Raw genomic sequence first — 12,282 nt, forward strand, 5'->3', positions numbered from 1 at the left:
CGGTGCCGTCGGGCCCAGGGCGTGCCCTGGTGCCGTCAGGCGGAGGCGGGGGACGACGGGTCCGCGCCGTCGGCGGCGGCCTTGGCGGCCGTCTCGGCGCGTTCGTCGGCGGCGGCCCGGATGGCCCGCCAGGCGGACTCCGCGGCCTGCTGCTCCGCCTCCTTCTTGCTGCGGCCGGTGCCGGTGCCGTACGAGACGCCTCCGACGCGGGCGGCAGCAGTGAAGGTCTTCTCGTGGTCGGGGCCGGTCTCCGTGACCAGGTACTCGGGGACGCCGAGCCCCTCGGTCGCGGTGAGCTCCTGGAGGCTGGTCTTCCAGTCCAGGCCGGCTCCGAGGTTGGAGGACTTCTCGATCAGCGGGTCGAAGAGCCGGTGCACCAGCTCGGACGCCGAGTCGAGGCCCTGGTCGAGATAGACCGCGCCGATCACCGCTTCCAGGGTGTCGGCGAGGATGGATGCCTTGTCCCTGCCGCCCGTGCCCTCTTCACCGCGGCCGAGCCGGATGAAGGCGCCCAGGTCGAGCCCGCGGCTGACCTCGGCGAGCGCGCGCGAGTTGACCACCGCGGCCCGGAGCTTGGCCAGCTGGCCCTCGGGCAGGTCGGGGTGGATGCGGTACAGCGTGTCCGTGACGACGAGGCCGAGCACAGAGTCCCCGAGGAACTCCAGCCGCTCGTTCGTCGGCAGACCGCCGTTCTCGTACGCGTAGGAACGGTGGGTCAGCGCACGCACCAGAAGGGCGGACTCGAGCTGGTAGCCGAGCCGCCCTTCCAGAAGCGTGTGGGACGAGGCCGTATGGTCCGATGGGTCACTTCCGCCGAGGCGGGAAGCGTTCTTCTTCGCCGTGGACACGGTGCCTCTCACCAGCCGCTCAGACCTCGAGGACCTGGCGCTTGTTGTAGGTGCCGCACGACGGGCACGCGATGTGCTGCAGCTTGGGCTCGTGGCAGCGCTCGCACGCAACCAGGGTGGGGACCGCAGCCTTCCACTGCGACCGGCGGTGGCGCGTGTTGCTGCGCGACATCTTCCGCTTCGGAACAGCCACGGCTACTTCTCCTGCTTCTCGTCGACGCCAGTTCCGGCGCCGCTCATCTCGTCCTTCTCGCCGTCCGACATGGTTCCGGCGAGTCCCTGCAGTGCCGCCCAACGGATGTCGACGGCGTCATGGTGGTGGTCCGGGTCGTCCGCGAGCCGCGCTCCGCACTCGGAGCACAGTCCCGGGCAGTCTTCCTGGCACACCGGCTGCATCGGCAGTGCGAGCACCACCGCATCGCGCAGCAGAGGTTCGAGGTCGAAGAGTCCGTCCTCGAGGAAGTACCTGTCCTCGTCGTCCTCGGCGTCATCGCCCGGTTCCGTGATCACACGGCCCCGGTCGTCGGCGTCGGGGTACGCGAACAGTTCCTGGAATTCCGCTTCGGCATCCAGCCCGAGCGGCTCCAGACACCTTACGCACTCCCCCTCGGCCCGTGCACGGGCGGTGCCCGTGACGAGCACCCCTTCCATGACGGACTCGAGCCGGAGGGCGAGCTCCAACGGGGCGCCTTCCGGCACTCCGACGACTCCCTGGAGACCGAGGTCCCGGGGGGCGTCGACCGTACGGGTCAGCCGCTGCAGCGCACCAGGACGCCGGCCCAGCTCGTGCGTGTCGAACACGAGGGGGTTGCGGTGGTCGAGGCGGGCGTGAGAAGCCATTCCTGTTTTCGATCTTCCGAGCTCTGGGAGGGGACGCCGCCCGGCGGTGTTCCGGGGCAGCGCTGATCGCGGACGTACACGCGACCGAACAGTCAGGATACTGGACCTTTCGCCGAGGGCCCAATCCGGTGGTCAACCGTGGTCAGCCCTGGCCACGGCCCTGCTCATAGGCGCGCAGCTGCTCCGCGCTGATCATGCTGGTGTCGAAGAGGCTGGTCTCGTCGAGGGTGTGCGCGGAGGGCGGGGCGGGCAGGGCGGGCTGGCCGTAGCCCTGCTGGACCTGTGTGGGGTCGTAGCCGGTCTGCTGGGGCTCGTAGCCCTGGTAGGCGGCGTACGGGTCGGGCTGCTGCTGGTAGCCGTAGGGGTCCTGCTGGGCGTAGCCCTGCTGGGAGTAGTCCGCGTAGGCGTCGGGCTGCTGCTGGTAGCCGTACGCAACCTGCTGGTCGTACTGCGGCTGCTGGGCGGGCGGCTGGGGCGGCTGCTGCTGCGGGATCACGGGCCGCGACTGGGCGGGCTCGGGGTCCGCGAGCGCGGCGAGGTCGGCGAGGTAGTCGGCGTCACTGGAGTGCTTGAAGGTCGTGGTGTCGTCGGCGAGGGCGCCGAGGTCGTCGGTGGCGATCCGGCCGTGCAGCTTCTGCCGGCCGCGGCCGACCGCCTCCAGGGTCTTGGCGAGCACCGCCTCGAAAGCGCCGAGCTTGACGTCGACGTACTCGTCGGCGGTACGGCGCAGGGTCTCCGGGTCGTGGCTGCGCTCAGGGGCGTCCTCGTCCTCGTAGCCCTCCTCGTCGAGGCCGGGGCCGGTGCCCAGGAGCTTCTCGCGTCCGCGGCCGACGGAGCCGAGGGTCTTGGTGAGGACGACCTCGAAGTTGGCGAGTTTGGAGTCGACGTAGTCGTCGGCCTCCGCACGGACCTCCTCGGATTCCTGGCGGGCCTCGGCGAGGATGCGGTCGGCCTCCGTCTGGGAGCGGCGGGCGATCTCGGTGTCGGAGACGATCGAGCCGCGTTCGGCGTGCGCCTGCCCGATGATCCGCTCGGCCTCCTGGCGGGCCTGCTCGACCATGTGCTCGCGGTCGCCGATCAGTTCCTGGGCCTGCGCGAGCGAGCCGGGCAGCGCCTCGCGCACCTCCTCCAGCAGGGCGAGCAGTTCGGCGCGGTTGATCACGCACGAAGCCGACATGGGCATGGACCGGGCGCTGGAGACCGCGGTGACGATCTCGTCGAGCTTCTTCTGCACGTCCACCGTGTGCTCGCCACTTCCTGCCGATGTGTTGGAGACGGACGGGACGACTGTACGACTCCGGGCCGACCGTGGGACACCGGGTGACGGACTGTCAGGTTCCGTGGAGGTCCGGTGCGGTTCGTGCGGCGCTGGTCAGTCCCGGCGCAGGCGCTCGGCGAGGGCCTCGTTCACCGCCGGCGGGACCAGATGGGAGATGTCGCCGCCCCAGGTCGCGACCTCCTTGACCAGGGAGGACGACAGGAAGCTGTAGGTGGGGTTGGTCGGCACGAAGAGGGTCTCGATGCCCGACAGGCCGATGTTCATCTGGGCCATCTGGAGTTCGTAGTCGAAGTCGCTGACGGCGCGCAGTCCCTTGACGATCGCGGGGATCTCGCGCTGCTTGCAGAAGTCGACGAGCAGTCCGTGGAACGCCTCTACGCGTACGTTGCCGTACTCGGCGGTGACCTGGCGGATCAGGTCGATCCGTTCGTCGATCTCGAACAGGCCCTTCTTCGCTTTGTTGATCATCACTGCGACATAGACCTCGTCGTACAGCTTGGAGGCCCGGGCGATGATGTCGAGATGTCCATTGGTGATCGGGTCGAACGACCCGGGGCAGACGGCGCGGCGCACTGGAGTTCCCTCGCTCTCGGTCCGGTCATCGTGCGTCTTTGCACGTAGAGGCGGCGCGACCGTACCAAAACGTTCCCTCGCCGTAGCGACGGGACCGGATCGCCTCGAATCCGGCCGGCCATCGGAATGCGCCGCCTCTGGTGCTCCGCTCCACGGTGACGAGGGCTTCCTCCGCGAGCCAGCCCTCGGTGCGGAGTGTGAGCAGGATCTCCCGAAGATCGTCGTCCGTGACGGCGTAGGGGGGGTCGAGAAAGACGAGTTCGTACGGCTTTGGCGGCGTTCCGCTTCTGATGATCTGCTCGGCTTTGCCCGCGCGCACCTCGGCGCCAGGGAGGGCGAGGCTTCTCGCGTTGTCCCGCAGGGTGCGGACGGCGCGGGCATCGGCCTCGACCAGCAGGGCGTGCCCCGCGCCCCGGGACAGGGCCTCCAGTCCTACGGCACCGGAGCCGGCGTAGAGATCCAGCACGCGGTGCCCTTCCAGGGGGCGGCCGAGGAGGGACTGCCAGCTGGAGAACAGGCCCTCTCTTGCGCGGTCGGAGGTCGGGCGGGTGCCTTGTCCCGGCGGGACGGCCAGCCTCCGTCCTCCGGCCGTGCCGGCGATCACGCGGGTCATTTCTTACGGTCCTTTACGGTGTCGCGAGCGTCGTGCTCAGTCTCTCAGGCGGGGCGCCGTGGGGGCGGGCAGGTGGCTGATCGCGCCCACGCGGCGGAGCCGCATATCGACACAGCCCCGCGCCCTTCAGGGCGCTGACATCGCCGACGTGCAAAGGTGCCAGCCCAGCCCAGCCGCGGGCAGTCGTGCCGCTGGGGCGGCACGGGTGGGCGCGGGCGGCAACCCGATAGTGCCGGGCTGCGCGACCTGCCCCCGCGGTACCCCTGCAGCGCCGGGCTGCGCGCCCCAGCCCCGCGGTACCCCGGCAGCGACGGGCCCTCCGAGCCGCGCCCCGGGCACCAGGCATGGGCACCGGGCAATCGTCCTCAGCCCTTCTCCAGGTACTGCTCCCTCTCCTCGTCCAAGAGGGCGGTCAGGGCTGTCTCCAGGCCCTGGAGGTCGGTCAGCGTCGGGTTGGTCGCGACCAGCGTCGTCGCTTCCTGGCGGGCCGCCGTGATGATCTCCTCGTCGTCGATCACCGCGAGGACGCGGAGGCTGGAGCGCGCCCCGGACTGGGCCTGGCCCAGCACGTCGCCCTCACGGCGCTGTTCGAGGTCGACTCGGGACAACTCGAAGCCGTCCAAAGTCGCCGCGACAGCGGAGAGGCGGGCGCGAGCCGGGCTCGCCTCCGGCATCTCGGTGACCAGCAGGCACAGGCCGGGCGCGGACCCACGGCCCACGCGGCCCCGCAGCTGGTGCAGCTGCGAGACACCGAAGCGGTCCGCGTCCATGATCACCATCGCCGTCGCGTTGGGGACGTTCACCCCCACCTCGATCACCGTGGTCGCGACCAGCACATCCGTCTCACCGGCAGAGAACCGCCGCATCACCGCGTCCTTGTCGTCCGGCGGCATCCGCCCGTGCAGTACCTCGACGCGCAACCCCGCGAGGGGCCCGCGGGACAGCGAGTCGGCGATGTCCAGCACCGCCAGCGGGGGACGGCGCTCCGCCTCGTCCTCCGGAGACGGAGACGGGGACTTCCGCCCGGCCTTCGGCTCGTCCTCCTCGTCGCCGATCCTCGGGCAGACGACGTACGCCTGGTGCCCGCCGCCCACCTCCTCCCGCACCCGCTCCCAGGCGCGCGCCAGGAAGTGGGGTTTGTCCGCGGCCGGGACGACATGGCTGGCGATGGGCGAGCGCCCGGCGGGCAACTGGTCGAGGACGGAGGTCTCCAGGTCGCCGAAGACCGTCATCGCGACCGTGCGCGGGATCGGGGTGGCCGTCATGACCAGCAGGTGCGGCGGCTGCTTGCCCTTGCCGCGCAGCGCGTCGCGCTGTTCGACCCCGAAGCGATGCTGCTCGTCCACCACCACGAGACCGAGGTCGTGGAACTGGACCTTGTCCTCGATGAGCGCGTGCGTGCCGATCACGATGCCCGCCTCGCCGGTGACGAGATCGAGCAGCGCCTGACGGCGGGCGGCGGCGCCCATCGAGCCGGTGAGCAGCACGATCTTGGTGGCCTGCTCGGCGCCGCCCAGCATGCCTCCCTCGGCGAGCGAGCCCATCATCTCGGTCACCGAGCGGTGGTGCTGCTGGGCGAGCACCTCGGTGGGCGCCAGCATCGCGGCCTGCCCGCCCGCGTCGACGACGGCGAGCATGGCGCGCAGCGCGACCAGGGTCTTGCCCGAACCGACCTCGCCCTGGAGCAGCCGGTGCATGGGGTGTTCGGTCGCCAGGTCGGCGAAGATCTCCTGCGAGACCTTGCGCTGGCCCTCGGTGAGGGTGAAGGGCAGCCGGTCGTCGAAGGCGGTGAGGAGCCCGTCGGGGGCGGGGCGGCGCGGGACGGCGGGGAGCTGGGCGTCGGCGTGGCGGCGCCGGGCGAGGGCGACCTGGAGGACGAACGCCTCGTCCCACTTGAGGCGTTCACGGGCGGCGGCGATGTCGGCCTTGGTGCGCGGGCGGTGGATACGGCGCAGGGCGTCGGGCAGGGAGAGCAGTCCGCGCCCCTCGCGGAGGGAGTCGGGCAGGGGGTCGATCGCCTCGCCGGCCAGGCCCAGGACCGTGTCGACGGCCTTGCTGATCTTCCAGGACTCCAGTTTCGCGGTGGCCGGGTAGAGCGGGATGAGGGCGCCCGCCCAGGACTCGACCGCCTCTCCGGCCGTTCCGCTGTCGCCGCGCAGGAGTTCGTAGGCCGGGTGGGCGAGTTGGAGGCGGCGGTTGAAGACGGAGACCTTGCCCGCGAACATCGCGCGGGTGCCCGGCAGCAGTTCCTTGTGCGGCTTGTGCACCCCGGAGCCGAAGAAGACCAGTTGCAGTCGGCCGCTGCCGTCCGTGATGGTGACCTCCAGGCGCTGGCCCTTGCCGCGCGGGGCCTTGGCGGAGGCGAAGCTGTGCAGCCGGGCGTCGGCGACCATGGCGACCACCGTGACGTGCTCGTCCATGGGGAGGTCGGCGAGGTGGGTGAGCTGCCCGCGCTCCTCGTACCGGCGGGGGTAGTGGTGCAGGAGGTCGCCCACGGTGTGCAGGCCGAGGTGCTCGGCCATCACCTTGGCGGTGGCGGGGCCGACCTCGTTCTTCAGCGGCTGTTCCAGTGCGGGCACGAGATCCATTGCACACCACGCCACTGACATTGCCGTATACGTCTCGGGAATCTCCTGGTCAGGCGCGCGGCTGGAGCCGTAGGATGACGCGCTCCGGCCATCCACGCGGTCGCCGCCTCACACGGGACCGCCCGACCCCGCGCCAGTCGCTGGTGCCCGCACAGGCACTGGTCCCCCCACCGGCGCTGCGACGATGGACTCCCAGACCTCACAGTCATCCCAGGCCCCTCAGTCACCTCACACCTTCCAGGTCGATCTGCGCGGCCTGGTGGACCTTTTGTCTCATCATCTGTATTCCAGTCCCCGGGTCTACCTCCGCGAGCTGCTCCAGAACGCCGTGGACGCGGTCACCGCCCGGCTCGCCGAGGAGCCCGGCGCCCCGGCGCGGGTGCGGCTGTCCGCCGAGGGCGGCGCCCTGCGGGTGGAGGACAGCGGCATCGGGCTCACCGAGGCCGATGTGCACAGTCTGCTGGCGACCATCGGGCGCAGCTCCAAGCGGGCCGACGGGCTCCAGGAGGCGCGGTCCGGTTTCCTCGGGCAGTTCGGCATCGGGCTGCTGGCCTGTTTCGTGGTCGCCGAGCGGATCCGGGTGGTCAGCCGCAGTGCCCGTACGCCGCATGCGCCGCCGGTGGAGTGGACGGCGCGCGACGACGGCTCGTACACCGTACGCACGCTGCCCCCTTCGGCCCGTCCCGAGCCCGGTACGACCGTGCATCTCGTGGCGCGGGCCGGGGCCGCGGAGTGGCTCGCCGAGGAGCGGGTGCTGGCGCTGGCGCGGGAGTTCGGGTCGCTGCTGCCGTACGACGTCCGGGTGGGCGAGGCGGCCGTCACCGATCTGCCCGCGCCCTGGGACCGGCCGTACCCCTCCCCCGCGGTGCGGCGGGTGGCGCTGGCCCGGCACTGCCAGGAGCTGTTCGGTTTCGCGCCGCTGGACTCGATCCCGCTGGACGTGCCGCTCGCCGGGATCCGCGGGGTGGCGTATGTGCTGCCGTCGGCGGTCAGCCCGGCGCAGCGGGCCACGCACCGGGTGCATCTGAAGGGCATGCTGCTGACCGAGCGTGCCGAACAGCTCCTGCCGGACTGGGCGTTCTTCGTGCGCTGTGTCCTGGACACCGACAGTCTGCGGCCCACGGCGTCGCGGGAGTCGCTGTACGAGGACGAGACGCTGGCCGCCGTACGGGACGCGCTCGGGGAAAGGATTCGTTCCTGGCTCACCTCACTCGCCGCCGGTGACCCGGAGCGGCTCGCGGCGTTCCTCGCGGTGCACCACCTGGGGGTGAAGTCCCTGGCGCGGCACGACCGGGAGATGCTGCGCACGATGCTGCCGTGGCTGCCGTTCGAGACGACCGACGGGCGGCTGTCGCTGGAGGAGTTCGCGCAGCGGCACCCGGTGGTGCACTTCACGCGGACCGTCGAGGAGTACCGGCAGGTCGCCCCGATCGCCTCCGCCCAGGGTGTCGGGGTGATCAACGGCGGCTACACCTACGACGGCGAACTGGTCGAGGCGCTGCCGTCGGTGCGGCCGGGGACGGTGGTCGCGGAGCTGGACGCGGAGACGGTGACCGCGCATCTGGACCCGGTCGACCCGGCGGAGGAGCTGGCCCTGGCGGGCTTCCTGGCGGCGGCTCGGGCCCGGCTCGACACGCTGGGCTGCGATGTCGTGCTGCGCGCGTTCCACCCGCTGTCGGTTCCGGCGCTGCATCTGGACGACCGGGGGGCGCGCCACGAGCAGGCGCGTGCCGAGGCCGAGGAGCAGGCGGACGATCTGTGGGCGGGCATCCTCGGTTCGCTGCGCGGCAGCGCCCCGCGCGCGCGTCTGGTGCTCAACCATCTCAATCCGCTGATCCGCAGGATCGGCGGATTGAAGGACCCGGAGCTGATCGGCACCGCCACCGAGTCGCTGTACGGGCAGGCGCTGCTGATGGCCCAGCGCCCGCTGCGCCCTGCCGACTCGGCGCTGCTGAACCGGGCGTTCATCGGGCTCCTCGAATGGGCCACCCATGGGGAGGACGGCCACTGATGGATGAGATCACCGACTTCGACACGCTGCGCCGGGCGATGGCGGAGAACTCCGAGCAGCCGGAGGGCCCGGCGCGCAACGCGCGCGCGGAGCGGCTGCTGGCGGCGGCCGAGCGGCTGGACATCCCGCTCGCCGTGATCGAGGCGCTCGGGCATCAGCTGAAGGTCTACAACTACAGCTCCGAGAAGGACAAGATGTTCGTCCCGTTCGCGCGGCTGCTGCGCCTGTGGGACGAACGGCCGGGGGACTTCGACGAGTACGAGACGCACTCGCTGCACTGGGTGTTCAAGTGGGTGTCGGCCGGGATGCTGGACCAGCCGCATGTCCCGCTCGCCTCGATCGAGAAGTGGCTCGGCGAGATGGAGCACCGCTACCGGCTGGCCGGGCACTCCGAACGGGCGGTGCGCAGCGCCGAGTTCAGTGTCGCCGCGCATCTGGGAGACATACCGCGCGCAGAGCAGGCGTACGCGGCGTGGCTGGCCGCCGAGCGGGACTCGATGGCCGACTGCCATGCCTGCGAGCTGCACGGGCAGGGCTACTGGCAGGTGAAGCAGGGGCGGGACGCCGAGGCGCTGGAGCTGTGGCGGCCGGTGCTGGAGGGTGAGTTCACCTGTGCGCACGAGCCGCACACAGTGCTGGCGTCCTCGCTGGTGCCGCTGCTGAGGCTGGGCCGCCCGGACGAGGCGCGCGCCAACCATCTGCGCGGTTTCCGGCTGGTGCGGCCGATGGAGAGCATGCGCGGCGCGCTCGCGGACCATGTCGAGTTCTGCGCGCTGAGCGGCAACGAGGCGCGCGGTCTGGAACTGCTCGCGGAGCGGCCCGCGTACTTCACGGACACCGGGCATCCGCGCAGCCGTCTCGACTTCCTGGCCGTGGTGGCGCTGCTGATGGACCGGCTGACCGCGCTGGGGCTCGGCGGGCAGCGGGTGCCGGGCGGCAGCGGCGAGGAGTGGACCGCGCGGGAACTCGCCGCCCACGCGCGCGGGGAGGCGCTTGCGCTCGCGGCGCGGTTCGACGCGCGCAACGGCACGTCCTACGTGGGTGACCGCACGCGCGCGTGTATGGCGCAGGAGCCGCTGGTGGACCGGCTGCCGCTGGGCGTGCGCGCGACGCGCCCTGCCGCCGCCGTCCCTGTGGTGCCGCCGCCCGCGGCGGCCCCGGCCAAGGCGGAGCGGGACCTGGCGGAGCTGCTGGCAGAGGCGCGGCGGCTGTCGGACACCCTTCAGCCGGACGCCATGGCGGCCTGGGAGGCCGTCGCACTCGCCGCCGGGGGCGAGGAGCTGGACGCGCGCACGCGCGCGGAGCTCGCCGACCACGAGGCAATGGCGAGCGGTCCCGACGGCGCCGTGCTGTTCGAGCGGGCCGCCGGGCTGTACGCGGAGGCGGGCGACGCCGGCGAGTCGCTCGGGGCACGCGCGCGTGCGGCGTACGTACAGGCCCTGTCGGGCGACCTCGACGGGGCGCTCACGGCGGTCGCGGAGCCGTACGACGGGATCCTCGCCCTGTACGCCGACGAGGGCACCGGGGTGCGGGAGGCCGCGTCGGTGCTGATGAGCAGGGCGCGGATCCTGATGCGCCGCCTGCACGAGGTACACGAGACCGGCGCAGTCGTCACCGGCGGCCCGGGGGGCTCCGGCGGGGCCGCCGAGGCGGCCGAACGGGCCGTACGGGAGCTGCAGGCGCTGGTCCGCGGGCACGCCGGCAGCGATGTGCGGCTGGCGTCCCGGTCGGCGGAGGCGCGGGCGATGCTCGCGGAACTCGCCGAGCACCGCGGGGACCCGGAGCGGGCGGCGGAGCTGTTCCGGATGGCGGTACGGGAGTTCACGGCGTCCGGGCTGCCGTGGTTCGCGGTGGAGTACGAGGTGCGGGTGGCCGCGCTCGCCCATCAGCTCGACGACATGGCGGAGGCCGAGCGGGCGGTGCGCGCGGCCCTGGAGCTGGGCGGGCCGTATGTGGAGGCGACCGGGCGGGCCCAGTTGCATCTCCAGCTCGCCGAACTGGTCGGTGAGCGGGGCGAGGCGGAGGAGGCCGCGGAGCACGCCCTCCAGGCCGCGCACTGGGCCGACGAGGCCGGTCAGGGGCCCACGCTGGGCGCCTGGGCACGGCACATGCTCGGCGGTTTCCTGCTGCGGCTGGGCCGGTACGCGGAGGCCGCAGAGGTGCTGGAGTCGGCGCTGCCCGATCTGAGCGCCGAGACCCACGGGGACGGCGCGGTGGTGCAGACGCTGTGGTGGCTGGGCGACTGTCTCGCCGCTCTCGGCGAGCACCGGACGGCCGCCGAACGGCGCCTCCAGGCCGCCGACATAGCCCGGCACTGGCCCGAGCAGCACGACCACGCCACGCTGGCCCATCTCGCCGCCGAGTCGCTGAGCCGCGCGGATCTGTCCGCCGAGGCGGACCGCGCCTACGCACGCGCGGGCGAGCTGTGGCGGACGGTCGGCAATGTGCACGGCCTGGTCCGCTCGCTGCGCGCCCGCGCGTGGCTGGCGCTGGGCACGGACGCGGGTGTCGGGCCGGCGCGGTCGCTGATGAGAGAGGCGCTGGACGAGTGCCGGGCCGCTGCGGACGCGGCAGACGCCGAGAACGCAGAGGACGCCGAGGAATCGCGGCTCCGTGTGGTCGCCGAACTCGGTCACACCCACCGGCAGTTCGGTGATCTGCTGGCCCGGTCTGTGGCCGAGGACGCGGAGGACGGCTCGATCCGGGCGGCGTTCGAATCGGCGCTGGCCCAGATCACCGAGGCGGCCACGGTGTTCGCCTCCCTCGGACCGGAGGCACTGCACTCCCGGACCGGTGCGGAGTTGGCGGCGGGGTGGCTGGAGGCCGATCTGGGGCGTCCTGCCTCGGCGGCGGCGCGGGCCCGGGCGGTTCTGGCGGCGTACGAGGGCTACGAGGAGGCCGCCGGGCCGGACGAGACGGTGCAGGCACGGCGGGCTGAGGCGGGCCAGTTGCTGGAGCTCCGGGAGGAGTGAGGCGGGTGGGGCGGCAGGGTGTGGATTTCGCCCCCGCCGCCCCTTCCCGTTCCCGTCCCTGGGGGCTGCGCCCCCAGACCCTGCTTTCGGCGCTTCCGGCGCTTTCGGCCCGAAACGTCAGGCTCAGGCGATGCCCATCTCGGTGGAGCCGCAGTCGTGACCGGCACCGAGGTAGCCGTCGCCGCTGTTGGAATAGGCGCTGTCCACGCTGCCGCAGGCCCTCACCCACACATCCGCGCCCTCGGGGATGTCCGACCAGGGGTGCTTCGTGTCGGTGGTACCACAGCCGGACGTGTTGTGAATCGTCCGGAAATGCCATCCGTCTCCGGACTTGTACCACGTCAGCTGAGCCCAGACAGTGTCGCCGTCGCACTTGCTGTCATGGATGCGGAAATCGTCGCCGTTGGACACGAAGTACGCATAACCGTCACCGTTGCTCGCGTCGGAACCGGGCGAGTCCGTGCCCGCGCTGGCGGATGTGGCGGTTCCCAGGATCAGGCACGCTGCCGCGGCGGCGACAACCGAGAGTCGACTCCTGGACTTTGCCGTCATGTCGGG

At 72.0% G+C, this 12,282-nt stretch carries 10 protein-coding genes; 2 read left to right on the forward strand and 8 right to left on the reverse strand.

What is annotated here, in order from left to right; genetic code table 11:
* Positions 1-35: 35 nt before the first annotated feature.
* From rnc to recG, 7 genes are all read right to left on the reverse strand, one after another.
* On the reverse strand, positions 36-860 hold the full coding sequence (gene rnc / locus ACSYGN_RS11430; RefSeq protein ID WP_460394513.1) for a ribonuclease III: 825 nt from the start codon (positions 858-860) through the stop codon (positions 36-38).
* A 7-nt stretch (positions 861-867) separates the two neighbouring features.
* Positions 868-1,041: a 50S ribosomal protein L32 gene (rpmF, locus tag ACSYGN_RS11435; protein WP_007493396.1), complete on the reverse strand. Its 174-nt coding sequence runs from the start codon at positions 1,039-1,041 to the stop codon at positions 868-870.
* A gap of 2 nt (positions 1,042-1,043) precedes the next feature.
* Positions 1,044-1,688 carry a YceD family protein gene (locus tag ACSYGN_RS11440; protein ID WP_460394516.1) on the reverse strand — a complete coding sequence of 215 codons (645 nt, stop codon included), beginning with the start codon at positions 1,686-1,688 and terminating at the stop codon, positions 1,044-1,046.
* A gap of 142 nt (positions 1,689-1,830) precedes the next feature.
* Positions 1,831-2,928 carry an ATP synthase F0 subunit B gene (locus ACSYGN_RS11445; protein WP_460394518.1) on the reverse strand — a complete coding sequence of 366 codons (1,098 nt, stop codon included), beginning with the start codon at positions 2,926-2,928 and terminating at the stop codon, positions 1,831-1,833.
* Positions 2,929-3,060: 132 nt separating this feature from the next.
* Positions 3,061-3,540, reverse strand: a complete 480-nt coding sequence (gene coaD / locus ACSYGN_RS11450) for a pantetheine-phosphate adenylyltransferase (RefSeq protein ID WP_460394520.1) — start codon at positions 3,538-3,540, stop codon at positions 3,061-3,063.
* 25 nt (positions 3,541-3,565) lie between these two features.
* Complete coding sequence (gene rsmD / locus ACSYGN_RS11455) at positions 3,566-4,153, reverse strand: 16S rRNA (guanine(966)-N(2))-methyltransferase RsmD (RefSeq protein WP_460394522.1); 588 nt, start codon at positions 4,151-4,153, stop codon at positions 3,566-3,568.
* Positions 4,154-4,518: 365 nt separating this feature from the next.
* On the reverse strand, positions 4,519-6,741 hold the full coding sequence (gene recG, locus ACSYGN_RS11460) for an ATP-dependent DNA helicase RecG (protein ID WP_460394524.1): 2,223 nt from the start codon (positions 6,739-6,741) through the stop codon (positions 4,519-4,521).
* 184 nt (positions 6,742-6,925) lie between these two features.
* On the opposite strand from recG, the gene ACSYGN_RS11465 reads away from it, so the two are divergent.
* Positions 6,926-8,752: an HSP90 family protein gene (locus tag ACSYGN_RS11465; protein WP_460394526.1), complete on the forward strand. Its 1,827-nt coding sequence runs from the start codon at positions 6,926-6,928 to the stop codon at positions 8,750-8,752.
* Positions 8,752-11,724, forward strand: a complete 2,973-nt coding sequence (locus ACSYGN_RS11470; protein WP_460394528.1) for a tetratricopeptide repeat protein — start codon at positions 8,752-8,754, stop codon at positions 11,722-11,724. The genes ACSYGN_RS11465 and ACSYGN_RS11470 overlap by 1 nt, the downstream gene beginning before the upstream one ends.
* A 123-nt stretch (positions 11,725-11,847) precedes the next feature.
* Here the strand turns inward: ACSYGN_RS11470 and ACSYGN_RS11475 are convergent, their stop codons facing one another.
* Positions 11,848-12,276 (reverse strand): hypothetical protein, encoded by a 429-nt coding sequence (locus ACSYGN_RS11475; protein ID WP_460394530.1) that lies wholly within the window; start codon positions 12,274-12,276, stop codon positions 11,848-11,850.
* Positions 12,277-12,282: the final 6 nt, after the last annotated feature.

The organism is Streptomyces sp. YIM S03343 (genome assembly GCF_054729195.1).